Annotated in this window: 26 protein-coding genes; 19 read left to right on the top strand and 7 right to left on the bottom strand. The window is 25.5% G+C overall.

Features of this window, described 5'->3' with window-relative positions; genetic code table 11:
- Window position 1: 1 nt before the first annotated feature.
- On the top strand, window positions 2-634 hold the full coding sequence (locus ACA134_RS05390; RefSeq protein ID WP_409199402.1) for a hypothetical protein: 633 nt from the start codon (window positions 2-4) through the stop codon (window positions 632-634).
- A 147-nt stretch (window positions 635-781) separates the two neighbouring features.
- Here the strand turns inward: ACA134_RS05390 and ACA134_RS05385 are convergent, their stop codons facing one another.
- Complete coding sequence (locus ACA134_RS05385) at window positions 782-1033, bottom strand: hypothetical protein (RefSeq protein WP_409199401.1); 252 nt, start codon at window positions 1031-1033, stop codon at window positions 782-784.
- Between the two features lie 449 nt (window positions 1034-1482).
- On the opposite strand from ACA134_RS05385, the gene ACA134_RS05380 reads away from it, so the two are divergent.
- Window positions 1483-2196, top strand: a complete 714-nt coding sequence (locus ACA134_RS05380; RefSeq protein WP_409199400.1) for a (5-formylfuran-3-yl)methyl phosphate synthase — start codon at window positions 1483-1485, stop codon at window positions 2194-2196.
- A 31-nt stretch (window positions 2197-2227) separates the two neighbouring features.
- Window positions 2228-3709, top strand: a complete 1482-nt coding sequence (gene guaB, locus ACA134_RS05375) for an IMP dehydrogenase (protein ID WP_409199399.1) — start codon at window positions 2228-2230, stop codon at window positions 3707-3709.
- A 10-nt stretch (window positions 3710-3719) separates the two neighbouring features.
- Here the strand turns inward: guaB and ACA134_RS05370 are convergent, their stop codons facing one another.
- Window positions 3720-4445 (bottom strand): DUF4013 domain-containing protein, encoded by a 726-nt coding sequence (locus ACA134_RS05370; RefSeq protein WP_409199398.1) that lies wholly within the window; start codon window positions 4443-4445, stop codon window positions 3720-3722.
- An 18-nt stretch (window positions 4446-4463) separates the two neighbouring features.
- Window positions 4464-4679, bottom strand: coding sequence for a helix-turn-helix transcriptional regulator (locus tag ACA134_RS05365; RefSeq protein WP_409199397.1), 216 nt, complete (start codon window positions 4677-4679; stop codon window positions 4464-4466).
- A gap of 513 nt (window positions 4680-5192) precedes the next feature.
- On the opposite strand from ACA134_RS05365, the gene ACA134_RS05360 reads away from it, so the two are divergent.
- The 11 genes from ACA134_RS05360 (at window position 5193) to ACA134_RS05310 (ending at window position 14481) form a co-directional block, all read left to right on the top strand.
- Window positions 5193-8654, top strand: a complete 3462-nt coding sequence (locus ACA134_RS05360; RefSeq protein WP_409199396.1) for an Ig-like domain repeat protein — start codon at window positions 5193-5195, stop codon at window positions 8652-8654.
- Between the two features lie 748 nt (window positions 8655-9402).
- Entirely contained in the window at window positions 9403-9675 is a 273-nt protein-coding gene (gene rpl37A, locus ACA134_RS05355; RefSeq protein ID WP_409199395.1) for a 50S ribosomal protein L37Ae, read from the top strand.
- Complete coding sequence (locus tag ACA134_RS05350) at window positions 9676-9807, top strand: DNA-directed RNA polymerase subunit P (protein ID WP_409199394.1); 132 nt, start codon at window positions 9676-9678, stop codon at window positions 9805-9807.
- Window positions 9808-9820: 13 nt separating this feature from the next.
- On the top strand, window positions 9821-10312 hold the full coding sequence (locus ACA134_RS05345; RefSeq protein ID WP_409199393.1) for a ribonucleotide-diphosphate reductase subunit beta: 492 nt from the start codon (window positions 9821-9823) through the stop codon (window positions 10310-10312).
- On the top strand, window positions 10313-10570 hold the full coding sequence (locus ACA134_RS05340; RefSeq protein WP_409199392.1) for a KEOPS complex subunit Pcc1: 258 nt from the start codon (window positions 10313-10315) through the stop codon (window positions 10568-10570). It abuts the gene before it with no gap.
- Window positions 10571-10628: 58 nt separating this feature from the next.
- Window positions 10629-10994 (top strand): prefoldin subunit beta, encoded by a 366-nt coding sequence (locus tag ACA134_RS05335; RefSeq protein ID WP_409199391.1) that lies wholly within the window; start codon window positions 10629-10631, stop codon window positions 10992-10994.
- 15 nt (window positions 10995-11009) lie between these two features.
- Window positions 11010-11294, top strand: a complete 285-nt coding sequence (locus ACA134_RS05330) for a DUF3194 domain-containing protein (protein ID WP_409199390.1) — start codon at window positions 11010-11012, stop codon at window positions 11292-11294.
- A gap of 341 nt (window positions 11295-11635) precedes the next feature.
- Window positions 11636-12178 (top strand): DUF2283 domain-containing protein, encoded by a 543-nt coding sequence (locus tag ACA134_RS05325; protein ID WP_409199389.1) that lies wholly within the window; start codon window positions 11636-11638, stop codon window positions 12176-12178.
- Between the two features lie 670 nt (window positions 12179-12848).
- Entirely contained in the window at window positions 12849-13370 is a 522-nt protein-coding gene (locus tag ACA134_RS05320) for a potassium channel family protein (protein WP_409199388.1), read from the top strand.
- Window positions 13371-13380: 10 nt separating this feature from the next.
- Window positions 13381-14067: a HisA/HisF family protein gene (locus tag ACA134_RS05315; RefSeq protein WP_409199387.1), complete on the top strand. Its 687-nt coding sequence runs from the start codon at window positions 13381-13383 to the stop codon at window positions 14065-14067.
- A gap of 6 nt (window positions 14068-14073) precedes the next feature.
- Window positions 14074-14481: a hypothetical protein gene (locus ACA134_RS05310; protein WP_409199386.1), complete on the top strand. Its 408-nt coding sequence runs from the start codon at window positions 14074-14076 to the stop codon at window positions 14479-14481.
- A gap of 8 nt (window positions 14482-14489) precedes the next feature.
- On the opposite strand, the gene ACA134_RS05305 is transcribed toward ACA134_RS05310, so the two are convergent.
- Window positions 14490-14669 (bottom strand): hypothetical protein, encoded by a 180-nt coding sequence (locus ACA134_RS05305; protein WP_409199385.1) that lies wholly within the window; start codon window positions 14667-14669, stop codon window positions 14490-14492.
- 269 nt (window positions 14670-14938) lie between these two features.
- Between ACA134_RS05305 and ACA134_RS05300 the strand changes: the two genes are divergently transcribed.
- The 4 genes from ACA134_RS05300 (at window position 14939) to ACA134_RS05285 (ending at window position 19088) form a co-directional block, all read left to right on the top strand.
- Complete coding sequence (locus ACA134_RS05300) at window positions 14939-15637, top strand: hypothetical protein (protein ID WP_409199384.1); 699 nt, start codon at window positions 14939-14941, stop codon at window positions 15635-15637.
- A 145-nt stretch (window positions 15638-15782) separates the two neighbouring features.
- Window positions 15783-16664, top strand: coding sequence for a pyridoxal 5'-phosphate synthase lyase subunit PdxS (pdxS, locus tag ACA134_RS05295; RefSeq protein WP_409199383.1), 882 nt, complete (start codon window positions 15783-15785; stop codon window positions 16662-16664).
- 7 nt (window positions 16665-16671) lie between these two features.
- Window positions 16672-17571, top strand: coding sequence for a PfkB family carbohydrate kinase (locus ACA134_RS05290; RefSeq protein WP_409199382.1), 900 nt, complete (start codon window positions 16672-16674; stop codon window positions 17569-17571).
- Window positions 17571-19088 (top strand): hypothetical protein, encoded by a 1518-nt coding sequence (locus ACA134_RS05285; protein ID WP_409199381.1) that lies wholly within the window; start codon window positions 17571-17573, stop codon window positions 19086-19088. Before ACA134_RS05290 ends, ACA134_RS05285 begins: the two co-directional genes overlap by 1 nt.
- 4 nt (window positions 19089-19092) lie before the next feature.
- Here the strand turns inward: ACA134_RS05285 and ACA134_RS05280 are convergent, their stop codons facing one another.
- The 3 genes from ACA134_RS05280 to ACA134_RS05270 are packed head-to-tail and all read right to left on the bottom strand — an operon-like array spanning window position 19093 to window position 21742.
- Entirely contained in the window at window positions 19093-20742 is a 1650-nt protein-coding gene (locus ACA134_RS05280) for an AMP-binding protein (protein WP_409199380.1), read from the bottom strand.
- Window positions 20743-21150 carry an acyl-CoA thioesterase gene (locus ACA134_RS05275; RefSeq protein WP_409199379.1) on the bottom strand — a complete coding sequence of 136 codons (408 nt, stop codon included), beginning with the start codon at window positions 21148-21150 and terminating at the stop codon, window positions 20743-20745.
- A gap of 13 nt (window positions 21151-21163) precedes the next feature.
- A complete protein-coding gene (locus ACA134_RS05270) occupies window positions 21164-21742 on the bottom strand; it encodes a helix-turn-helix domain-containing protein (RefSeq protein WP_409199378.1) in 579 nt (192 codons plus the stop codon).
- Between the two features lie 220 nt (window positions 21743-21962).
- On the opposite strand from ACA134_RS05270, the gene ACA134_RS05265 reads away from it, so the two are divergent.
- Window positions 21963-25487, top strand: a complete 3525-nt coding sequence (locus ACA134_RS05265) for a beta strand repeat-containing protein (RefSeq protein WP_409199377.1) — start codon at window positions 21963-21965, stop codon at window positions 25485-25487.
- Window positions 25488-25520 lie beyond the last annotated feature (33 nt).

The raw sequence follows: 25520 nt of genomic DNA, 5'->3' as shown, positions 1-25520 counted from the left end.
TATGCAACCTATGAATTTTGATTTTAATGAAAATCAAATTATTAAAAGCATAAACTCATTTTTAAAATACATGGAAACATTATTAAATGGAAGTCATTCTTGTGCAAAAAGAATTTTTGTTAATGATCCTTTAGAAATTAATATTGAAAAAGAAGAAACTTCAAATTTAGAAAATTATTCAATTATTACTTCAGAAAAATCATCAAATGAAACACAAAATATTCAAGCTAATGAAATATTAAAATGGATGATGGATAGGCTTGTTGAAGGATTAAATGTATTAAAACATTTATTAAATCAAATTTCAGATAAATTTAGTGATGAATTAAATACTCTTATTGATATTGAATATATAACTAATTATATCTTGCAAAAACAAAATAAAAATCAAATCTTTTCTAAAAAAGAAATAGATTTATTATTGGATATTAATCTTAATTTTCTAGAAATTGTTTTAAATAAAATGGAATTTATTTCTAATGATAAAACTGAAAAAGAATACTTAAAAAAATTCAAGCAACTTGAAATAGATTTTTTTGAATTTCAAGAAAAATATTATCTTGAAGTTTTTGATGAAGATTTCTCAAAGTATGAAGATGCTGCAATTAAATTATCTAATACTTTAAGAATTTGATTTTTAGGCATTACTTTTTTGATACTAGGATAATGTTAGGTTTTATTTTTAAATGAGATTATTTTATTTTCATGTAATGATTTAGATAATAAATATAAATGATATTCATCTAAAGAGTTAATATCAATTATGAAGATCTCCTAAATACTATTTTACAATTATAAAAGTTCTTAATAAAGTATCATATATTTCTTTTTCTTTACAAAAACTTTCTATTTCTCTAACAATTTTATCCCATTTGTCATGTTTTTCATCAATGCTCAATGTGTTAGGAGCATAAATATAAAATACTTCATCTATTTCATCATCATCTACTTCGTATTTAAGTTCAATATCAGTCATACCATATTTTTTACTAATCATTTTCAATTCATTTTCAATAAAATCAATTGTTTCCATGTATTTATCTCCTAAAATTAATATATCATTTTTTATAAGTATGATTTATTTATATTATTTTCATTTTGCATTTTAATCGACTCTAAATTTTAGATTTGTTTTAAAAAACATTTTATAAAAAAAACTTATCTATTTTTTTATATTTTAATTTTTTGCTTGCTGTATTTGATGTTTTTGTGAATTATCACTAAATCATAAAGTCAATTGATAAATAAAGATATTTTTGAACTCACAATAAAAAATTGACGGTAAATAATAAAATTAATGTCTAATAATTTTTTTTGATATGAAGTTAAAAATTTATAATCATAATGGTTTTGAATTTTCTCCATATATGCTCATGTATAATTAATAATGTCTTAAATAAATAGAACTTATATAAATGATTAAAAATATATTAGTAATAATTAAATTTTTTATTAATTATTTTATAATTTGGAGGAAATAATTTGCTTCTATTAATAAGTCCTATAAATCATGAAGAAGCTCTAGAAGCTATTGAAGGCGATGCAGACATTGTCGATGTAAAAAATCCTAAAGAAGGATCACTTGGTGCTAATTTTCCATGGGTTATTGAAGAAATCCGTGAAATAACACCTGAAGATAAATTAGTTAGTGCTACATTAGGAGATGTACCTTATAAACCAGGTACAGTTTCACTTGCAGCTATGGGAGCTCAAGTTTCTGGTGCTGATTATATTAAAGTTGGTTTATATGGAACTAAAAACTACGATGAGGCATGTGATGTCATGAGCAATGTAGTTAAAACAATAAAATCTAAAAATCCAGATAATATTGTTGTAGCTTCAGGATATGCTGATGCTCATAGAATTGGGGCAGTTGCTCCTCAAGAGATTCCTAAAATAGCTAAAGATACAGGATGTGATCTTGCAATGCTTGATACAGCTATTAAAGATGGTCATACATTATTTGATTATTTATCTTTAGAAGATTTAGAGAATTTTACTGTTGAAGCTCACGACATGGGATTAAAAGTAGCTCTTGCAGGTTCAGTTAAAAAAGATCAACTAAAAGATTTAAATGATATTGGTTGTGATGTTGTAGGAGTTCGTGGAGCTGCATGTGTTGGTGGAGATAGAAATACTGGTAAGATTCATCACAGTGCAGTAAAAGAATTAAAAGAACTATGTGATTCTTTTTAAATTATAAAATTTTATTTATTGGTGATATGAAATGTTTTCAAAAAAAATACAAGAGGCTAAAGTAGGATATACATATGATGATTTTTTATTATCTCCTAATGCAAGTTATGTGGAGTCTAAACACGTTAATACAAAAGTTAACTTGTCAAAAGATATAAAACTTAATATTCCTATTGTTAGTGCAGCTATGGATACTGTTACTGAATCAGAATTAGCTATTGCTCTTGCTCGTGAAGGAGGAATAGGAGTAATTCACAGAAACATTACTTTAGAAGAACAAGTTAAAGAAGTAAAAAAAGTTAAAAGTGCAGAAGAAGTTACAATTAGAGATGTTGTAACTATTACTCCAGATTCCACTATTGAAAATGTTCAAAATGTCATGGAAAATGAATCAATAAGTGGACTTCCTGTAATGGAAGGAGATAAAATTGTTGGAATCATTTCAAAAAGAGATGTTAGTCCTGTTTTAAAAACTGCCAGTGCAAAAACAGTTAAAGAAATAATGACATCTGATGTTGTAACAATTGAAGAACCGATAACACCTGATGAAGCATTAGATATTGCATATGAAAATAAAGTTGAAAGATTACCAGTTTTAAGAGATGGTAAATTAGTTGGAATTGTAACAATTAAAGATATTTTAAATCACTCACAATATCCAAATGCTGCAAGAGATAAAAAAGGACGTTATGTTGTTGGGGCAGCTACTGGACCATTTGATCTTGATAGGGCTATGGCATTAGATGATGCAGGTGCAGATATGATTTCTGTAGATTGTGCACATGCTCATAATATGAATGTAGTTGATTTTGCTGAAACGATAAAAGAAAATATTGATGCAAAGCTATGTGTTGGAAATATTGCAACAGCTGAAGCAGCAGAAGATTTAATATCAAAAGGTGCTGATAGTTTAAAAGTTGGAATTGGTCCAGGATCAATGTGTACAACTAGAATTGTAGCAGGTGTTGGAGTACCACAACTTACAGCTATATCAGAAGTTGCAGATGTAGCAAATGAATACGATGTACCTGTCATTGCTGATGGTGGTCTTAGATATTCAGGAGATATTGCAAAAGCTATTGGTGCTGGTGCAGATGCAGTAATGTTAGGAAATTTACTTGCAGGTTCATATGAATCTCCAGGAGATGTTGTTGTAATGAATGGTAAAAAATACAAACAATATCGTGGAATGGGATCAATGGGAGCTATGACTGGTGGTTTTGGTGGAGGAGCTGATAGATACTTCCAAGAAATCAAAGGACATATGAAACACTCTAAATTAGTTCCAGAAGGAGTAGAAGGAGCAGTACCTTATAAAGGAACTGTTAATGAAATTGTTTTCCAATTAGTTGGTGGTCTTAAAGCTTCAATGGGTTATTGTGGAGCTAAAGATATTAATGATATGAAGAAAAAAGCAGAATTTGTTAGAATCACATCTAGTGGTATTAAAGAATCACATCCACATGATTTATTAATTACAAATGAAAGTCCTAATTATCCAATATTGGATTAAACTTTTTTTTTTAAGAACCCATATTATATATTAATCCTATTGCTCTACCATTACATAATATATATGCAGGGATTATGAAATAGGAAATAATTATTAAATATAAAAGCATTACTATATTTCCTGGAATTAAAAATCCTAAATTTGCTGATAGATTAATTAAAACTTGTCCTATTAAAATTATTAAAATTAAAATTCCTATTAATGTTATTATTAAAAGTAGTATAAACTTAAGATAGTTTATAATTTCTACATTTTTTATAATTTTTATAATTTCTTTTATTTTAAAAGCTGATTTTATTGATCCTTTATCTTGTATCATGTTTGGAATTGCAACACTTATAAATAAAAAACAAATAAATGATATAATTGCAATAATCACTATAAATTCTAGATTAAATTCAAGAGTTGACATGTTAAATGCTTTAACAACTCTAATAATAAAATCTATTGAGTTTAGAATGTATGTTATTAAAATTATTGGTATTGAGTAAATTAATGTGACTATTAATAACTTTATTCCTTGGATTAACATTAGTTTTATGTTTTTAAAGTCTGGTTTTTTATTATTTTTATTAACCATACTGTTTAATCCGACTTGGGTTGTTCTATATGAATAACCTGATAATATTATTATAGGTATTATTAAAAAACTTAAAACAGAAATTATTCCTAATTTTAAAATTTCTTTATCCTTTATGATGTAATCGATTGAATCTCTATAAATTTCAAAAATCATAATTATTAACAACTCTACTTATTCTTCTTCTAAATCCTCTTTTTCAAATGTAAATAGATCATGAATATTATCTAAACCCAATATAGAGGTTATTTTATAAGCTAGTATTAGTGATGGATTATATTTTCCATTTTCTAAGGAGTTTATGGTTTGTCTTGCAACTCCTGCTTTATCGCCAAGTTCTTGTTGTGTTATTTCTAATTTTTGACGATATTCTTTTACTTTACTTTTCATATTAATCTTAAATGTCCTTTTTTTTGGATTTGAAATAATGACTATTGTGCTTTTTGATTAGATGTTATGTTATAAAATTGATTTTTATGAAAACATTTATATACTATGTCACATATTTATAACATATAGAAGTCATGTATTTATAACATTTAATGTTGTAACTTAAATATGTTTCTATAATGATAAATAGTTTTCTTTAAGAAGATGGTTTTTAAAGAAAAAAATTTCGTATTAGTGGTTGATGATTACTATAATGGGTAGATTTTTATTAATGAGAGGAAAATTGTTTATTGAATAATTTTGTTCTGATTAATAAAGAAGAACTGATTTAGTTTTTATGAATTATTAATCTGTGGGTGATAAAAGACTGGTAATCTTAGTATAGTTTTAATGACTTTAAGATAAATATATTTTTTGAAGTTCTTGAATAATATTTAGGATCCACGATTGTATATTTTGTCACAAAAAACTTTTTAGATTAAATTTTTTTATATGAAGGAGGTAAACTTTAAAATGCAATCGAAAAAAATTACAATATTTGCAATATTAGCTGCATTTATATTGTTAATAAGTATATCTTCCATTTCAGCTATTGGTATAGATAACACGACTGGAGGAGGGATAAAACAAGGTATTGATAATACTGCCGAAAATGATATCCTCACTCTAGATCCTGGAGTCTATAATAAAGATGGCTTTGATTATGGAATAACTATAGATAAAAACATAACTATTCAAGGAAACGGTCCTGCTGAAGATGTTATTATTGATGCAAAAGGACTTGATAGAATATTTACAATAAGTTCTAAAGTAACAGTAACTTTTATTAACATAACCTTTTTAAATGGAATTGCTAATGAAGATCACGGTGGTGCAATTTATAATATTGGAAATGGTACTCTAACAGTTAAAAATTCTATTTTCATTAATAATACTGCTACTAATTCATTAACTATTAATGATAATGGAGGGTTTGGTGGTGCAATTTATAATAATGGAGAATATTCAAGCATAGAATTTTCTACTTTCACTAATAATGGTGCTGAATGGGGTGGAGGAATTCATAATGTCGCAAGTAATTTTAATGTAATCAATTCTTTTTTCAATGATAATTATGCCTCTAATTCTAGTGATAATGGAGGTTATGGTGGTGCAATTCGTAATTATGGTGATTATTTTACTGTAATTAATTCCATATTTATTAATAATAGTGCAATTAATGCTGGTGGAGCTATATGGACTGAAAGTAAGAATTCTAAAGTAGTTAATACGACTTTTAAAGATAATAGTGCATTACATGCTGGTGGAGCTATTAATATCCATATTCTTTCTGATAATTTCACAATAAAGAATTCAACATTTATTGATAATGATGGAAGAGATGGCGGAGCTATTAGTAATTATATGGGAAATGATTTTTTTGTAATTGATTCTATATTTAATAATAATACTGCAATATTCAATGGTGGAGCTATTTATACTAATGTTAATAATAGTCAAGTATTTAATTCTACATTTACTAATAATGGTGCTGAATTTGGTGGTGCAATTTATAGTCTTGGAGATTTTTTTGTTGTGAACAATAATTCTCAATTTATTGAAAATGATGCATATAATGGTGGAGCTATTGTTAATGACGGTAGTAATTCTATTATAAATAACTCTTTTTTCAAAGATAATTTTGCGACAAATGCTGGTGGAGCTATTACTAATGCATATGTTTTAAAGTCTGCAAAAGATCTTATAATTAGTAATTCTGATTTTATTAATAATAAAGCGAATTATGGTGCAGTTATATATAATATGGGCTTAAATTTAAATGTAATTGATTCTAATTTCACTAAAAATGAAGCTTTTTTTAATGGTGGAGTTATTCGTAATTTGGGAAATGATTTAAATGTAATTAATTCCACTTTTGATAGCAATAATGCAACTACTGGTGGAGCTATTCATAATAGTGCTAATAATACACAAATATCTATTTCAAATTTTATAAATAATAACGCAAGTAATCAAGGTGGAAGTATTTATAATGCTGGAAACATGTCAGTTTCTAAAAATTTTATGTTAGGTAACTCAGCACGTTCAGGTCAAATGATTTATAACACAGGCAATATGGGTATTTTAAATTTGACTTATATTAATAACTCTACTTTACCTGTTAAAAAAGGAGATAAAATTACTTTAAATGCTACTTTGACTGATGATATGGGTAATACTGTGACTGGTCAAAACATTGCTTTTAATGTAAACGGTACTTTTATTAAAAACGTAACTGTTATTGAAGGTGTTGCAGAATTTGAATACACTGTTGATTTAAATGCTCCTGCTATTGTCCCTGTTACTGGAGATTATGCTGGACACAAAAATTATGAAATTGTACTTAATCCTGGTGCTTTAAATCTTACTAAAGATCCTACTAATAATGTTGTAAATATTCCACAAGAAGTTAATGTAGGAGAAATTGTTACTATTGAAAGTATTTTAACCGATAAAGAAGGTAAACCTTTAAAAGATAAAACTATAGACTTCTATGTAAATGGTACAAAGATTGGTTCTGCAATCACTGATAGTAATGGTGTTGCAAAATTAAATCACACATTCACAACAGAAGGAAAATACGACATATACACAGAATTCGTAGGAGACGATCACTACTATGGAAGCAATGCAACTAATAATACTGTAGCTAAAAAACAACCTACAAAAAATGTTGTAAACATTCCACAAGAAGTTAATGTAGGACAAACTGTAACTATTGAAAGTATTTTAACAGATGAAAAAGGTAATCCATTAGCAAATAAAACTATAGACTTCTATTTAGATGGTAAAAAAATCGGTTCCAATATCACTAATGATAAAGGAATAGCAACACTTGAATACACATTCGAAGATGAAGGAAAATACAATGTTACAACTGAATTTACAGGCGACAACCTATACTATGGAAGCGAAGCAGTAAATCAAACAGTAGTAGCAAAAATACCAACCATCACTACTGTTGAAGTACCTGAAAAGATCATTCCTGGTGCAACTGAAGAAATAACAATAACCTTAACTGATGAAGATGGCAATCCATTAGCAAATAAAACTTTAGATGTATATGTTGATAATGAAAAAATCGGTACTGTAACTACTGATGAAAACGGTAAAGCTAAAATCAATCATACTTTTGATAAAGAAGACGAGTTTGTTATTACTGCAGAATTTGCTGGGGATAAAGTATACGAAGAAAGTACTGGAAAAAACACTACCAACGTAGCAAAAATTCCAACAACTACTACTGTAACTGTCCCAGACGAAATCACAGTCGGTGAAACAGTAGAAATCGAAATAACCTTAACTGATGAAGATGGTAATCCATTAGCAAATAAAACTTTAGATGTATATGTTGATAATGAAAAAATCGGTACTGTAACTACTGATAAAGATGGTAAAGGATATATTAATCATACTTTCGATAAAGAGAGTAAACCTGTTGTAGAAGCTAAATTCTCTGGTGATGAACTTTACAAAGAAAGTGAAGGAAAAGACAATACTAATGTTATTAAAATTCCAACTATCACTACAATTGAAGTTGATGGAGATACTATTACTGTAACTGTTACTGATAAAGATGGTAATCCTTTAGAAGGTAAAGAAGTTACTTTAACTATTGGTAATACTGTTATTGGTGTTGGAATTACAGATAAAGATGGTAAAGTCACATTTACTTACAAAGATGCTTATAAACATACTATTACTGCAACTTTTGCTGGTGATGATAAATATTACGACTCAACAGCTACTTATAAACCTGCTGTTAATCCTGTAGATCCTGTTAATCCTACTAATCCAACTGAAGATTCTAATTTAGAAGTTGGATTAAATACTGCAAATGCAAGTCAAATGGCTAAAACAGGTAATCCTATAGCTCTTGTACTTTTAGTATTATTAGCTATGTTTAGTGCATTAGGATTTAGAAAAAGAGAATAATTGAACTATAAATATAATAGCTGTAATGGTTATTATATTACTTTTTATTTTTTTAAAAAATAGAAAGTAAAAAGGAAATAATAACTAGATAATAGCCTTTATGGTTATTATCTATTTATTAATAGTTTTGTTAAAATATTTTTCATATATTTTAATAAACCTCCCTTTAAACTGGTAAAATAGATTAAAATAACATCATGTTATCTATCTATTACCTTAAAAGTTTTTATATATCAACCACATAAACAGAACTTTTAAAACATGAGATAATAGCTAGAAATAGCTATTATCTTACTGATAAAAAGATGCTTATAAAATTTACAGTAACATTTCGATAAAAATCAATTAGTATCAGGATTATTAGATTCATATAAACCTTCCAACTTTAAAAAATTTATTAATCCTGTAAAATTCATTTGCAATAAAAAATAACTTAGATTATTTAAAACTTTGTACTAACTATAAACATGCAATTGAAAAAACTGTAAAAATCCAATGACATTATTTATACTACTAATTTCAAGCATCTTTTTAATCAGTAAAATAAATTGTTTTTAAAAAATTTTATGAAAACTTTAAAAATAATAAAACCTTAATTTTATTCAAAAACTTATTTTATACATTAAAAAATCATTATATTTAAATACTTTAAAAAAATATATTATTATATTAGATTATATAGAGTTTTTTTAACTTTAATATTATACTGTAATTATTATTAATTACATTTATTTTGGAGAGATATTAAATGGCAAGAACAAAAAAAGTAGGAATCACAGGAAGATTCGGTGCTAGATACGGAAGAAAAGCTAAAAGATCAGTTAAACATATTGAAGAAAACTTAAAAAAGAAACATGTTTGTCCTAAATGTGATAGACCTTATGTTAAAAGAGAAGCTGCAGGAATTTGGAAATGCAGAAAATGTGGAGTAGTTTTCACTGGTGGAGCATTTACTCCTGAAACCCCTATGGTTAAATCAGCTGCTCGTAATATTAGAAATACTAATGCTGGAGGGGACTAATTGTATAGATGTCCTAAATGCGGAACTGAAATAGACCACAAAAGTTATATGGAAAATAAATGTACTAAGTGTAGATATAGAATTCTATTTAAAAACGTTCCAGAAGTAACTAGAATTGTTAAAGCAAGATAATTATATTGATTATATGATTATCACAACTTCAAGAAAACCTTCATCTAGAACTCGTAAATTCTGTAAGAATTTTTCTCATTCCACAGGTTTTGATTATATTAACCGTGGAAAAAGTAATATGAGAGAAGTTCTTCTAAAAGCTTTAGAATTAGATGAAGATTATATAGCTATTGTAAATGAAATTAAAGGTAACCCTAGTAAAATTACTTTTTATACATCGAAGGGCGAAATAATAATAGCTATTTTAATTTCTGCAAGTTTATCTAATACAAGATTACATATTAATCCTAAAGACTTAAAAATTAAGGCAGATTTTGAGGAACTTAATCCATTAAATGATATTTTAGGTTTTAGTATTGCTCAAGACATTAAAGAAAATTATATTCATATTTTACCATATGATAATCCAGAAGATTTTAAAATTGGTAAAATCAATTTCTATAATAAATTTGGAGATTTAACTGATTTTCAAATTATTATTAAAAAAATACTATACAATGATTAAATGAATTGTGTAAAAACTATTAATAGTGAGATTTGTATTGATTTGGATGATATAAATCAAGCAAAAGTTGTTTATGATTCTGTATCACTTGAGATAAATACTGCTCCTGATTACAGATCATCTATGGATATTGAACTTAATGGTAAAAAAATTATTATTAATATTCATGCTAATGATTCAACATCTTTTAGAGCTTCAATAAATTCAGCTATTAAATGGATAAATTTATCTTTAGAAATAAATAAATTAATTAAATAATCAAAATTTTTAAATATTTTAAAATACATATTATATTATAATAAATTAAGGTGATAAAATGGAAATTCCAGAAAATATACAACATCAATTAAATCAATTTCAACAATTACAACAGCAAGCTCAAGCTGTAACTGTTCAAAAACAAAATGTAGATGTTCAAATTCAAGAAACTAAAAAATCTATTGAAGAACTTGAAAAAACTGATTCTAATAGTGAAGTCTTCAAAAGTGCTGGTAGTTTACTTATTAAAGTAGATAGAGATGAAGTTTTTGATGAAATGAAAGAAACTTTAGAAACTCTTGAACTTAGAGAACAAACTATGGCTCGCCAAGAAGAAAGAGTAATGAAAAAACTTGAAGAAATGCAAACCAATATTCAAAATGCTATGCAAGGTACTCTTTCAAAAGACGAAGATGAAGAATAATTAACTTATTTTAATATGTCAAAATTAAAAACATTATCAAAAGAAGATTTAAATACCATCTCTGAGTATTTCCTATCTTCTATTGATAATCATTTATTTAATAAAATCAACTCTAAAGAAATAAATGATCTTACTTTAGATATTATTTTAAATTATGATGATAATCAACTTGATGTTGATTTGGATTTTAATATGGATTTAGATTTATTATCTGATGTTGATTCTGATAAGTTAGAATTAGCTATTGATAAATCTTATGATGATTTAGATTCTTTTATTGAAGATAATTATAAAGAATAACTTTTTTTTATTTTTCCTAAGTAGTACTTTTTTATTTTTTTATATTATATAAGTAATACTTTTTACTAGAAAAGTATTTATATATTGATTACTAATATTAAATTGTTTGAAGTTTGTAATATAATTGCTCAGCATAAATTTTCCCCTCTTAAATATGCTTCAAACTTAAAGTAAATATTAGATACTTTCTAATATTTATCATCTCATTTTATATAATTTAGTTATTATTGGAAAATTGTTTTAAAAATCGAATAATTACTTAATAAAGATTTATAAAACCTTAGATTTATAAATAAAAAGATTTAATATAATATTAAAACTTATTAATAATAGTGATTAAAATGACAGAAATGGAAAAAGTGTTTTCTGATGAAAGAATTAAAAAAATTAATAAATCATTAAGGGAAAAACAAGAATTTCTTGAAAATAATCCAGATGAAATGGATAAATTTATTAAATCAAAAGCTAAATCTGATGCTGAAGGTTTTGAAAAATATTTAAAAGAAGCATATCCTAGAAAATCATTTCAAACACATAATCACGATTATAAAAATGATGTTTTTAAAATAAGTAATGAAAAATATGAAATAGATTTCAATTTAAAAATCGATGAAAATATTTTTTTAGATTTTAATGAATATGGTGTTCCAGTTTCTATACGAATATTAAATGCTTCTGAGGTTTTTGGAATTAAAAAAGTTCAAATGAAAAATTTACTAAGGTTCCATATGCATTTATTCATTAATGAAAAAATTATTGGAATTAATGGTTTATTTGAGTTTAATTTTCATAATAAAAAAGAATCTTTTGAATTAACTCCATTAATAACCAATGATATGAATTTACCTAATTATAATAGATCATTTGATTTAGCTAATGCATAATTTTTTTTTATAAATTTGATACTTTTCTTGTAATGGTTTATAATTAATTAAATAACATTTTTATCGAATTTTATTTTTTCAAGGAAATTTTAATTTTTATAAAGTAACATTTATATATAATAAAATTTAACTATTAATTGTGAAAAGAAATTAGTTTAAAAAAATTAATTTTTTTCACCTAAAATTTTATTAAATATATGATTTATAGCTATAAATTATTAAAAAATTAACCATATATGTTAATTCACTTAGCATAATCTAAAATAAGTTAAAGTTTAATAGGTAACCTTATATCCTCCTTAATATTCGACTAAACACATTATTAAACTTTAACTTAACTACTATTTTTTAGAAAATTATTTATTCTATTATTTAAACAATTATATTAAAAGGAGTTGTTTATATAATAAATAAAATTAGAGAAAGTAATTTAATCCAGTTTGCTTTAACACTTATTGTATTATTCATTATCTTTGATGTAATTGGTTTAATATTAATTAGTATTTTCCCAGTTCGAGATAGTACTTTAACAAATTTCTTAAATTTAGACTTTTTTATATCTACAATTGTTATAATATTTATTATATTAAATAGCTTTATTTTAAAAAAATCAAATATACATGAAGAGAAATACTTTTTAATTTTTTTACTTTTACTTCTACCTTATGATGTGCTTTTAATTAAAGTATTTGATTTTCAAGAATCAATATTTATTTATATAATACATTTTATTCATTTAATCGCATTAATAATCAGTTTAAAATTTTTAGGTTCTAAATTTATTGATTTTACTCAAAAAAATAATTTAAATTATGGGATTATAACAATAATAGCTATTTTTATTTTCTCTTCTCTAACTTTTTTTATTGTTGAAGGAAATATTAATCCAACAGTAAACTATTTTGATGATGCTATTTGGTTTAGCTTAGCTTCTGTTACATCAACTGGTTATGGTGATGTTGTACCAATAACAGATTATGGTAGATTAATTGGATCATTTTTAATGATTTCAGGTATTGGTTTTGCATCATTTTTAACTGCATCTGCTTCAAGTACTTTTATTGAAAATTATAATAAAGAAAAAGAAAGTAAGAAAGTTTTATATGAGAAGATTTTAGAAAATCAAAATAATATTAAAGAAGAACTTAAACTATTAAAAGATTCAATAGATGAATTAAATAATAAAAAATAATTGTGTTACTATGATTGAAATTATACCTGTATTAGATTTAAAAGATTCAATGGCAGTTAGTGGTAAATCTGGACTAAGAGATACATATCAAATACTTAATTCTATTTATGGTCAAGGAGAAAATCCACTTATGATAGCTAATTCTCTAAAATTAAATGGTGCAGATGAAATTTATATAGCTGATTTAGACTTACTTGAAAAAGATGGCCATAACATAAACTTAATTAAAATGATTAGTCAAAATAACAAAGTTATATTAGATGCAGGAGTTAAAAATTACGAATCATTTAAGTTTTTCCTAGATTTTGCATATAAAATAATTATTCCAACAGAAACACTAGAATCTTTAGAAGATCTTTATAAGATTTTTAATACTTTTCCAAAAGAGAGAATTGTAATTAGTGTTGATATTAAAGATAATAAAATATTTTCTAAAAATTTAGACATGTCAATTGATGAGTTTAAAGATGTATTAAATGATTTAAATCCTAATGAAATAATCTTACTTGATATATCTAATGTAGGAACTCAAAATAAATTCAATAAAGAATTATTAAATAATTTTACTGAATTTAAAGATAAATTAATTTTAGGTGGAGGAATCACAGCAGATGAATTAGATGATTTAGAATCTAAAGGTATTAAAAAAGTATTAATTGGAACTTCACTTCATAGTGGAGAAATTACATTAAGGTGATATAAAATGGCTAATATAGAAATATCAGATGATTTTATAGATAAAATTAATTTAATTAGAAATGAGAATGAATCATTTGAGCAATGTTTAAAAAGATTAATTCCAGGATATGAAAAGAATTTTAATAATATTAATCGAGATCAAGAAGCATTTACTTTAACTTTTGAAGAATTTAATGATGAAGAAGAAATAATAGCTAGTGACTATTTAGTTATTACATATCAACAATTAAAAGAATCTAATAAAGATGATATTTTTGAAATTGAAAAAATTGACTTAAATTATTTTATTAATCAAAAAGCAAAAGTAATTTATAAAGACGAAGATAGTGTATTAATTAAGTTTATAGATGTTATTAATACAGCATCAAAAAAATTAGAAGATTTTGAAATAGTAGCATATCATTTTATATAAAAAAGCTATTATACTATTGTTCTTAAGATGATAAATGGTGAAACACAAGCTGTTATAAATAAAATAATTCCAATAACTAATAATTCTTTTTTATCGTCCATTATTCCAGTACTTATTAAAAATACTCCTGAGAAACCAAGAAGTACAGGGATAATGTGTGAAAATATCATTGTTCCAGTCATAGCCATTTATATCACTTATTTTATTATGAAATTTTTATATAATTTCTTATCTAATGATTTTATAAATTTTAAAGTATTTAAATTTTTGTTTTGCTTTTTTTTTAAATTAAATTTTAAATTCAGATTTTATCTTGTAATGTGAATAATTAAAATATTTTTTTTAAAAAATTTCTATCAATTGATTTATTTTTAAGTTTTTTATAGAACTAATACAAAAGCTTTATTTATTTAAAAAAATATAGAAATAATATAACATATGTTATAGAGGGTTGAAAATGGCAAATTTAATAAATCAATTAAAAAAAATATTAGGATTTGGAGATGATTCTAATGATGATGATAACAGTGATAAAAAAGTAGAGACTAAAACATCTATTTCAGTTACTGAAATGAAAACTGAAGGAATCACTAAATTTAAAAAAGACGAAGTAAAAGAGAAAACTGAAAGTTCTAAACCTAAAACTTCTGATTCTAAAGATAAAAAAGAAACTAAACCTAAAACTTCTGATTCTAAAGATAAAAAAGAAACTAAACCTAAAACTTCTGATTCTAAGCCTAAAAAGGAAAGTAAAAAAGTAGAATCTAAAGCTAAGACATCTTCTTCTAAGCCTAAAAAGGAAAGTAAAAAAGTAGAATCTAAGCCTAAGACTTCATCTAAAGCTAAAAAAGAAGATGATTTTAAAGCTAAAGTTGAAAAATCTAAAGAAAGTAAAGTTAGGGAAATTAAACCTAAAAGTTCTAAAGCTAAAAAAGAAGTTAAACCTAAGAAGGAAGAGCCTAAAAAAGAAGAACCTAAAAAAGCTGACTCATCTGAATTTGTAGATCCTTATCTTGACAATGAACATAATGATATTGTTAATACTGTTAGAAAAGGGGCTCCAGACATTGTTCCTAAAAGTGTTATAGGTACTGCTAAGTTTGGTCTTCAAGCTATGAATGTTATGCAAGGTATAAAATACAAAACTAAAAAATAATTTAATTTTTCCATTGATTTATTAAAATATTTTTTTTCTTTTTTTCTTTATTTACTAATTTTTATTAAAAACTAATTGATTTTTAAATAATTTTATAAGCTATTAAATGTATATTTTTACTTGATTGATTTTTATGGAGAATACTATGAAAAAAGGTACTGATGTTTTAAAAGAAGGATTTGCTAAAATGACTAAAGGTGGAGTCATTATGGATGTTGTTAATGCTGAACAAGCTGCTATTGCTGAAGATGCTGGTGCTGTTGCTGTAATGGCTTTAGAAAAAGTTCCTGCAGATATAAGAGCTAGTGGTGGAGTTGCACGTATGGCAGATCCTACAATTGTTCAAGGAGTTGTTGATTCAGTTTCAATTCCTGTAATGGCAAAAGCTAGAATTGGCCATATTGCTGAGGCACAAATTTTAGAAACATTAGGTGTAGACATGATTGATGAAAGTGAAGTACTTACACCTGCAGATGATGAATATCATATTAATAAGAAAGAATTTACTATACCATTTGTATGTGGTGCACGTAATTTAGGGGAAGCTTTAAGAAGAATTGATGAAGGGGCAGCTATGATTCGTACTAAAGGTGAACCTGGAACAGGAAATATTGTTGAAGCAGTAAGACATATGAGAATGGTTATGGGTGAGATAAGAAACATTCAAAAACTAGAAGAAGAAGAACTTTGGAAATATGCAAGACTTATTGAAGCACCACTAGATTTACTTAAAAAAACTGCTCAGGATGGACAATTACCTGTTGTTAACTTTGCTGCTGGTGGAATAGCTACTCCTGCAGATGCAGCTTTAATGATGCAACTTGGAGCAGATGGTATTTTCGTAGGTTCTGGAATTTTTAAATCAAACAATCCTTCAACATTTGCAGAAGCTATTGTAGAAGCGACTGCTAATTATGATAAACCTGATAAATTAGCTGATATTTCAAAAGGCCTTGGTAAGGCGATGGTAGGTATTGAAATGTCTACTTTATCAGAATCTGATAGAATGCAAGATAGAGGAATCTAATAATTCCATGTCTTCATTTTTACTTATTGGCCCAACAACAAAAGATTTAATTATTGAAAAAAATACAGAACATTCTTCTGTTGGTGGAGCAGTATATTATCAATCTTTTATTTTTAACTCTTTTAATCAGGATTATTCAATTTTAACAAGTTTAGGTAAATGTGATAAAGATTTTATAAATGATTTTCCTGTTAAATCTAAAATTAAATGTATTTTAAGGAGTGAAAGTCTTTTTTTTAAAAATAATTACTATGATGATAATCCAAATCATAGAAAACAAAGCTCTAATTTTATAAATAATCCTATATTAGATAAGGACTTTAAAAACATTAATTTAAATAGCTATGATTGTATTATATTAAATCCATTAGTAAGTACTGATATTCCTCTTGATACAATAGAATTTTTAAAAAATTTTAATATTCCTATAGCTCTAGCTATTCAAGGATTTCTAAGATGTGATTTAAATGGTGAAGTTATTTTAAAAGAATTTAATGATTTAGAAAAATTATTAAATTATATTGATATGGTCTTTTTAGATATTAATGAAGCTGGAATAATTTTTAAAAATAATTTAGGCCTTTATGATGTTATGGAAAAAATAGCTAGCTATGGTCCAAATGAAGTTATTGTAACTTGCGGAAATAATGGCTCTTTAATATATTCTAAAAAATTAAATAAACACTTTAAAATTCCTGCATATATTCCACCTATTATTAAAAATCCAACAGGTGCAGGAGATACATATATGGCATCATATCTTATTAAAAGGTTTTCTGGATGTGATATTGAATTTTCTGGAAAATTTGCAGCTATGACATCATCAATAAAAATAAGTAATTTAAATAATTTTGATAAAAAACAAGAATATGTTTTAAATAATATGAAACTTAATAAATTACTTTAATGATTAATATTGCTTCTATTAGAGAAAAATCTAATAAAGAAAAAATTGGAATTTTATTTTGTGCAATTGGGTTATTATATTTATTTATAATGACTTATATTGGATTAACAAAATTTGGACTGTGGTATGATGAAATATTTTCATTGATTATGATCGAATTACCATTTGGAGCCTCCATTGACAGAGCTATAATTGATGTTCATCCTCCTTTGTATTATGTAATTTATAAAGTGTTTTATAAGCTTTTTGTTTTTATTGGATTTAGTGATGTAGCTATTGTTGGAAAGATTGTTTCTTTAACTCCATTTTATTTATTGGTTGCATTAGCTTTTACAAAAATTAAAAAGAATTTTGGATTATTGGTTGCTGGCTTATTTACTTTATGTATAACAACTATGCCTCAATTAATGTTTTATGGTGTAGAATTAAGAATGTATGGTTGGGGTTTATTCTTTTTAACAGCAAGCTTTGTTTATTTTTATGAATGTATAAAATCACCTAATTTAAAAAATTGGGCTATACTAACTATTTTAACAATTTGTTCAGCTTATACTCATTATTTTTCAACTATTGGTGCGTTTTTGTTATATTTATTATTTTTAATTTATATTTTATTTAATAATAAATCATTAATTAAAAATTGGTTGATATCTAGTATTATAGCGGTTTTATCTTTTATTCCATGGTCATTTGTTTTATTAAATCAATTTTCGACAATACATGGTGATTATTGGATTTATCCTATAACACATGAAACAATAATTCATTATGTTTATTTTGTACTATCGCCTAATGATATTTTTATAAAAAATAATCAATTATTAACTCCTACGATTTTAGGGACTTTATTTTTTATAGCTATTTTAATTTTACTTATTAAATCTTTTATGGATAGAAAAGAAATGGAAGATAATGATAAATTTAAATATTATTTTTCATTTATGGGTATTTTATCTTTAATTTTGCTTATAAGTTCTGGAGTTATCATATCACTAATTTCATCACCAATTTTTCATTCAAGATATATGGTGCCTATGTTGGGATGTTTTTGGTTAGGAATTTGTATTTTATTATCTAGATTTTACAGTAAAAAAGAAATATTCATTCCTATTGTTGCTTTAATATTAATTATTGGATTAGTGGGAACTATTAATTTTATTAATATTGAAGAAAACGAACATCAAGAGACAATTGAAACAAACAAAGTTCTTAATAATTTTTTCAAAGGCGGAGATGTTATATTACATGATAATACTAAATTTGTAGAACATAGTGGATTTTATATAAAAAATAATCATCATCTTAATTGGCATCTAGATATTGGAGAAAATGTTAAAAATGCTTTAGAAGATCCTGGAATTCGTGGAGAAATAAATAGTGGATCAAAAGTTTATTTCGTCACCACAAAACAACCAAATTATGAAGATTGTATTAATCATGGAATAAAATTAAAAAGAGTAGATGTTGATTTTGAAAAAGCTCAAGAATGTTATATATATGAAGTAATAATTGATTAAAAAATTAATTATTACTTTCTCTTTTTTTAAGAAGTTCTAAACCAAGATCTGCAAGTTTATATTTTTGAATTTTACCACTTGTTGTAAGTGGGAATTCATCAACAAAGAAAACATATTTTGGAACTTTATATCTAGCTATTTCACCAACAGCATAATCTCTTATATCTTCTTCTGTTAAATCTGAGTTTTCTTCTTTTATAACAAAAGCACCAACGATTTCTCCATATTTTTCATCTGGAATTCCAGCTACTTGAACATCTTGAATACCATCCATTGTATGTAGGAACTCTTCAACTTCACGAGGATAAATATTTTCTCCTCCACGAATAATCATATCTTTGATTCTTCCAACAATTGAATAAAAACCATCCTCATCAACAGTAGCTAAATCACCAGTATGTAACCATCCATCTTCTTCAATAGTTTCTTTTGTCTTTTCAGGATTTTTATAATATCCTTTCATAACATTGAAACCTCTACACATTATTTCTCCTTTATCACCTTTAGGAACTTCTAATCCTGTATCAGGATCTATAATTTTAACTTCAATGTTTGGAAAAGGTCTTCCAACTGTATTAACTTTCTTTTCAAATGTATCAGCAGCATTTGTTTGTGTTATTCCAGGAGATGCCTCAGTAAGGCCATAAACACTAGTAACTTCGCCCATATTCATTTTTTCAATTACAGCTTTCATTGTCTCAACTGGACAAGTTGAACCTGCCATAATTCCAGTTCTAAGTGTTGACATATCAAACATATCAAACATTGGATGTGTAAGTTCAGCTATAAACATTGTTGGAACTCCATATAAAGCTGTACATTTTTCTTTTTGAACTGCAGATAATGCAAGTAATGGATCAAATTCTTCAAGCATAACAACTGTTGAACCATGAGTAATTATAGCCATCATTCCTAAAACTGTACCAAAACAATGGAATAAAGGAACTGGAAGACATACTCTATCTTCTGGAGTATAATTCATATTTTCTCCAATATAAAAACCATCATTTAATATATTTCGACTTGTAAGCATAACTCCTTTTGGAAATCCTTCAGTTCCACTAGTATATTGCATATTTATAACATCATCATTATCAAATAGTGTTTTTGCATGTTTTAAATCTTCATCACTTTGATTATGACCTAATAACAAAAGTTCATTAGTATTATACATTCCTCTATGTTTATCTTGACCAACATGTATAACATGTTCAAGATATGGGAATTTTTCTGATTTTAAATTTCCTCTTTGACATGTTTTAAGTTCTGGAACAAGTTCATAAATAGTTTCAATATAATTAATATCTCTAAACCTATCAGTTAAAGCTAATGCTTTCATATCTGATTGTTGTAATACATATTCTAATTCATGGCTTTTATAAGCAGTATTAACAGTAACAAGCACGGCACCAATCTTAGCAGTTGCAAATAAAAAAGTTAACCAATCTGGAACATTTTTAGCCCAAATTCCAACATGATCTCCTTTTTCAATTCCAATAGCTAATAATCCTTTAGCTAATTGATCTGCTCTTTCATTAAATTCTGAATATGTAAATCTTAAATTTCTATCAGGATATATTAAAAATTCATGATTTGGTAGTTTTTCGACTTGGCTTTCAAAAAAATCAGCTAATGTTTTTTCACTAAATAGCATTTAAATCCCTTCTTCAATTAAGTGTTCATTTAATTTTTCTTTAATATCATTTGGTATTGGAACTGATTCTTGTTTAATAAAATTATAATGAACTACTATGGATTTACCTTTAGCTTTAAGTTCATCATTTTGATAAGCTTCATGATATGTTGTAAATGAGCTATTACCAACTTTATAAACATAAGTTCTAATTTCTACTTTCTCACCATAATAAATTTGTCCTAAAAAGTCATATTCAGTTCTAAGCATTATTAACTTCCAATTTTCATAATCTAAATTTAAATCAGGTGTAAAAAATCTAAATAAATCATTTCTTCCAAGTTCAAACCACTTTCCAATAACATTGTTATTTACATGTTTTAATCCATCAGTATCTCCAAATGAAGGTTCAACAATTTTTTTAAACATTTATATCATCTATTTAATAAGGTGTGTATATTACAGCTAAAATCTTAGATCCTTTATCATCATAGCTATGTAAATGATGAGGAACAATTGAATCATAATAAATACTATCTCCTGTTTCTAGAATATAGTTATCTTGCCCATATAATATTTCAATTGATCCTTCTAAAACATAAATAAATTCTTCTCCTTCATGTGAACTTAATTCATGGCCAGATTCAGTGTCAACTTTAATATCAATTATAAAAGGTTCCATATTTCTGTCTGTTTTGCCTGAAGCAAGTGAAAAGAATTCTAAATTACTATCATCTGTTTTATTTTCATCACCAGAGAAGTAAACTACTTCATCACTTTTACCTTTTTTTACAATTAATGGGCCTGTTTGTGGAGTATCATCAATGAAAGTTCCAATTCTAACTCCTAAAGATCTAGCTATTTTTGTCAAAGGAGTAAGAGAAGGAATTACTTCACCATTCAAGATTTTTTCAACCAATTCTTCATTAACTCCACTATTTAAAGCTATTTCTTCACTAGTTAAATTACGAATTTCCATTAAATTTTTAATTTTTTCTCCAATCTTATTCTTTTCTGGCATTTTATGCACCGTTCAAATTATTAGTAAAAAAAAGTTTGTTTTTAATTGTTTATATATTTTTAAGAATTTTTATAAATTAAGTTTTATGTTTTAGTTAGATTTATTTATCATTATTATAAAAATTATTAATATTTGATAAAAACATTGTGTGGTTGTATTTTATTAAGATGTTTTTTTTTCAAATGCTTATAAAAATTTTTGAAAATTGGGAGGTTTTCACGTGTTTTTAAAAAATAAAACTTTAAGTGTATTAACATTAGTTTTTTTAATGTTAATATTATCTTTAGCTAGTGTTTCAGCTAGTGAAGATATAGAAATAAATGATTTAAATGATAATTCTGTAAAAAATGGAATTTCTGGTTCATTTCAGGACTTACAAAATGCTATCACTGGAGATAACATTATCATTGAATTAAATGGTAATGTTACAGTTCAAACTGGTGAAGTAAGTGTTTTTGAATCAGGAATTAAAATAGAATATGATAATGTTACAATTGATGGTAAAGGTTATACTGTTAATGGTAAAAATCTTGTAAGAATTTTTAATATCACTGGCCATAATGTAATATTAACCAATATTGTATTAGTTGGTGGGAATTCTATTGAAGGCGGAGCTATTTATAATACTGGAAATAATTTAACAATTAATGATTCGGTATTAGATAATAATAATGCTATATTTGAGACTAATGGTATTTCTAATGATATTGTAGTTGCTGGTGGAGCTATTTATAATACTGGAAACAATTTAAATATTGTTGATTCATTTATTACTAATAATACTGCTAAACTCGTTGACATTGGTAACTCAATAAATACTAATTATGATGTGCTTGTTTTAGGTGGGGCAATTTATAATGTTGGGAATAATTTAAATATAAATAGTTCAACTATTAGTAATAATTCTGCATCTATGATTGGTTTAAGTAGTGTTAGAAATAAGCATGCTTTAGGTGGTGCAATATATAATAAAGGAAATAATACTCAAATAGAAAAATTAATAGCTGAAAATAATTATGTATATTCTAATTCATATTTTGCTTCTACATATTATATGTTTGCAGGAGCTGTTTTTTACAATGATTATATAAATAATTTTACAGTATCTTCTTCATATTTTTTTAATAATTCTGTTTTAATAGATAGTAAAAATACTTTATTTTTTACAGATACAAATGGTGGAGGAGTATTTTCTAATAACTATGTAGATAACTTTTTAATTAAAGATGGGAACATTTTTGAAAATAATAATGCTCCAACAGGTGGAGTAATATTAAATAATTATGCTAATAATTTTGTAATTGAAGGTAATAATTCTTTTATTGATAATAATGCATTGGGTGGCGGAGTAATGACTAATTATTTCAGTAATATTTCAATTAGGGGAATTAATTCTTTTAAAAATAATTATGCTATAAGTTTAGGGATACAAGGAACTAATAGTGGAGTTATATATGGACTTTCTTCAAATGTACTAATTGAAGGTAATAATTCTTTTGAAAAAAATTACGCTGAGTATGGTGGCGTCATTTATGTTACATCTGGAAATATAAATATTCATGGATCTAATGTTTTTTATAATAATTCTGCTATGTCTGGTGGAGTTATTGTTGGGACTGTAAATATTCATGGATCTAATGTTTTTTATAATAATTCTGCTATGTCTGGCGGAGTTATTGCTGGAATTTCTAATATAAACGGTTTTAATATATTTCATGATAATTTTGCAAATAATGGAGGAGTTATTAGTGGCCCAACAACAATCAATGGATCAAATAGGTTTTTTAATAATTCTGCTGTGAATGGAGGAGTTATTTATTCTTTTCATGGAAATTCATTAATAAATGGAACTAATTCTTTTACTGAAAATAATGCTACCAATGGTGCTGTAATATATAATGGTGGAAGTTTACCTCCTGAAAGTTATGACACATATGGAAACTTTTCTATAATTGGTAATAATATTTTTGATAATAATAGTGCTACATCTAATGGTGGTGTAATAGCTAATTATGCTATTTTAAAAATTAAAGGGCAAAATACATTTAATTATAATAATGCATCTAATGGTGGAGTTATTTATAATATATTTGACAATGGATATTATATAATATTAAATAATATTCCTGGAGGAATTATTGGAATTCACGGTAATTATATAAATTTAAATATTTCTGGTGAAAATTCATTTAATAACAATTTTGCTAATAATAATGGTGGAGCAATATATAATCGTGCTTTTAATGTATCTATAACTGGTGAAAATTCATTTAAAGATAATTTAGCAAATAATTTAGGAGGAGTCATTTTCAACATTAACTCTAATTCTTTTAATAATGGTGAAAATTTTACTATAATTGGAGCTATTTTTGAAAATAACGATGCATTAATTAATGGTTCTGTTATTTATAATGAAAAAGCTCATAATTTTACTATTGGTGATGTATCATCAAACAGTGAATCAGATGTATATGGTATTTTTAATGATAATGGATTTGACTTTTTAATTTATGAATCTGATTTTAAAAACACTAATTTTTATAACAATGGATCTGCTTCTGTATTATTAAGTAATTTTACAAAATTAAATTCTAAATATGGTATTTTTAATGATATGTTATTATTTTTAAATAAAAATAATATGTCTTCTGATATTGAAGAGAAAATCTATAATAATGGTACTATTACTAGTTTAGTTTATGTTGTTATGTTAGATAATGAAACTAAAATAGCTTTAGTTGATGAAAACTTTGTTTTGACTGGTAATTTGTATGATGATAATTGGAATGTTATTGTAGGTCAAGAACTTCACTTTTTGATGGATGATGATATTATTGATGAATGGTCTGACTATTTCAAAAATGGTACATATCCAAAAGATATTGTTATTGATTTTGGACCTGGTCTTTTCCCATTAACTGGAAATTATGTTGGTGGAACCAATTTAGAAATTTTACCTGGTGCAATTTTAGTTAAAAATAGTTTAGAAACTTTTACTACTATTAACAATGTTACTGATTATGTAGGCGAAACTGTTACTATTACAGGTACAGTTGTTGATGAAAGAGGATTAAATGTAAATGGTACTATTTTATTAACTTTACCTGATAAATCCGTTGTAAATGTTAATGTAACTGATGGCAAATTCAGCTATAATTGGACAATTCCTAAAAATTATGAAACTAAAGATTACCCAACATTTGCTTTATTTAATGGAACTAAAACTTTAACAAGTTCCAATGCTACTGGTAAGGTCACTGTTTTAAGATTAAAAACAGTTACTACAATTACTGATGTTGAAGGTTATCCTGGAGATAGCGTAACTATTACTGGAACTGTTGTTGATGAATTGGGTAAAAATATTAATGGTAATATATTATTAACTTTACCTGATGGATCTATTGTCACTGTTGAAGTCATTAATGGTAAATTCGGTTATGATTGGACCATTCCTGATGATTTTAAAGCTGGTGAATATCCAACATTTGCATTATATGATGGAAATTATCTTTACTATGGCTCCAATGCAACTGGAAAAGCTATTGTTAAAGTCAAAGATACACCAACACCTGGACCTACACCTAATCCTAACCCTGAACCAAAACCAGATGTTGAGGATAATACAGATTCAATACTTGAAAATAAAATTGTAGAAGCTACAATGGAAAAAACAGGTAATCCAATATTTGTATTACTATTAGTTTTAATAGCTTCATTAGTAGTTCCTTTAAGAAGAAGAAAATAATTTCATTTTCTTTTTCTATTTTTTTTAATTTAA

It is taken from the genome of Methanobrevibacter sp. DSM 116169, from assembly GCF_046197865.1.
GTDB lineage: Archaea > Methanobacteriota > Methanobacteria > Methanobacteriales > Methanobacteriaceae > JAHKLT01.
Note: the sequence above shows the minus strand (reverse complement) of the source record. Positions and strands in the feature narration are given on the sequence as shown.

What these genes read in the sequence shown, in the direction of transcription:
- ACA134_RS05270 (WP_409199378.1), bottom strand. Translation starts at nt 21,742, where the DNA reads ATGCCAGAAAAGAATAAGATTGGAGAAAAAATTAAAAATTTAATGGAA.
- ACA134_RS05325 (WP_409199389.1), top strand. Translation starts at nt 11,636, where the DNA reads ATGACAGAAATGGAAAAAGTGTTTTCTGATGAAAGAATTAAAAAAATT.
- ACA134_RS05365 (WP_409199397.1), bottom strand. Translation starts at nt 4,679, where the DNA reads ATGAAAAGTAAAGTAAAAGAATATCGTCAAAAATTAGAAATAACACAA.
- ACA134_RS05315 (WP_409199387.1), top strand. Translation starts at nt 13,381, where the DNA reads ATGATTGAAATTATACCTGTATTAGATTTAAAAGATTCAATGGCAGTT.
- ACA134_RS05370 (WP_409199398.1), bottom strand. Translation starts at nt 4,445, where the DNA reads ATGATTTTTGAAATTTATAGAGATTCAATCGATTACATCATAAAGGAT.
- ACA134_RS05275 (WP_409199379.1), bottom strand. Translation starts at nt 21,150, where the DNA reads ATGTTTAAAAAAATTGTTGAACCTTCATTTGGAGATACTGATGGATTA.
- ACA134_RS05340 (WP_409199392.1), top strand. Translation starts at nt 10,313, where the DNA reads ATGAATTGTGTAAAAACTATTAATAGTGAGATTTGTATTGATTTGGAT.
- ACA134_RS05390 (WP_409199402.1), top strand. Translation starts at nt 2, where the DNA reads ATGCAACCTATGAATTTTGATTTTAATGAAAATCAAATTATTAAAAGC.
- ACA134_RS05305 (WP_409199385.1), bottom strand. Translation starts at nt 14,669, where the DNA reads ATGGCTATGACTGGAACAATGATATTTTCACACATTATCCCTGTACTT.
- ACA134_RS05290 (WP_409199382.1), top strand. Translation starts at nt 16,672, where the DNA reads ATGTCTTCATTTTTACTTATTGGCCCAACAACAAAAGATTTAATTATT.
- ACA134_RS05285 (WP_409199381.1), top strand. Translation starts at nt 17,571, where the DNA reads ATGATTAATATTGCTTCTATTAGAGAAAAATCTAATAAAGAAAAAATT.
- ACA134_RS05385 (WP_409199401.1), bottom strand. Translation starts at nt 1,033, where the DNA reads ATGGAAACAATTGATTTTATTGAAAATGAATTGAAAATGATTAGTAAA.
- pdxS (WP_409199383.1), top strand. Translation starts at nt 15,783, where the DNA reads ATGAAAAAAGGTACTGATGTTTTAAAAGAAGGATTTGCTAAAATGACT.
- guaB (WP_409199399.1), top strand. Translation starts at nt 2,228, where the DNA reads ATGTTTTCAAAAAAAATACAAGAGGCTAAAGTAGGATATACATATGAT.
- ACA134_RS05330 (WP_409199390.1), top strand. Translation starts at nt 11,010, where the DNA reads ATGTCAAAATTAAAAACATTATCAAAAGAAGATTTAAATACCATCTCT.
- ACA134_RS05300 (WP_409199384.1), top strand. Translation starts at nt 14,939, where the DNA reads ATGGCAAATTTAATAAATCAATTAAAAAAAATATTAGGATTTGGAGAT.
- rpl37A (WP_409199395.1), top strand. Translation starts at nt 9,403, where the DNA reads ATGGCAAGAACAAAAAAAGTAGGAATCACAGGAAGATTCGGTGCTAGA.
- ACA134_RS05310 (WP_409199386.1), top strand. Translation starts at nt 14,074, where the DNA reads ATGGCTAATATAGAAATATCAGATGATTTTATAGATAAAATTAATTTA.
- ACA134_RS05345 (WP_409199393.1), top strand. Translation starts at nt 9,821, where the DNA reads ATGATTATCACAACTTCAAGAAAACCTTCATCTAGAACTCGTAAATTC.
- ACA134_RS05280 (WP_409199380.1), bottom strand. Translation starts at nt 20,742, where the DNA reads ATGCTATTTAGTGAAAAAACATTAGCTGATTTTTTTGAAAGCCAAGTC.
- ACA134_RS05360 (WP_409199396.1), top strand. Translation starts at nt 5,193, where the DNA reads ATGCAATCGAAAAAAATTACAATATTTGCAATATTAGCTGCATTTATA.
- ACA134_RS05335 (WP_409199391.1), top strand. Translation starts at nt 10,629, where the DNA reads ATGGAAATTCCAGAAAATATACAACATCAATTAAATCAATTTCAACAA.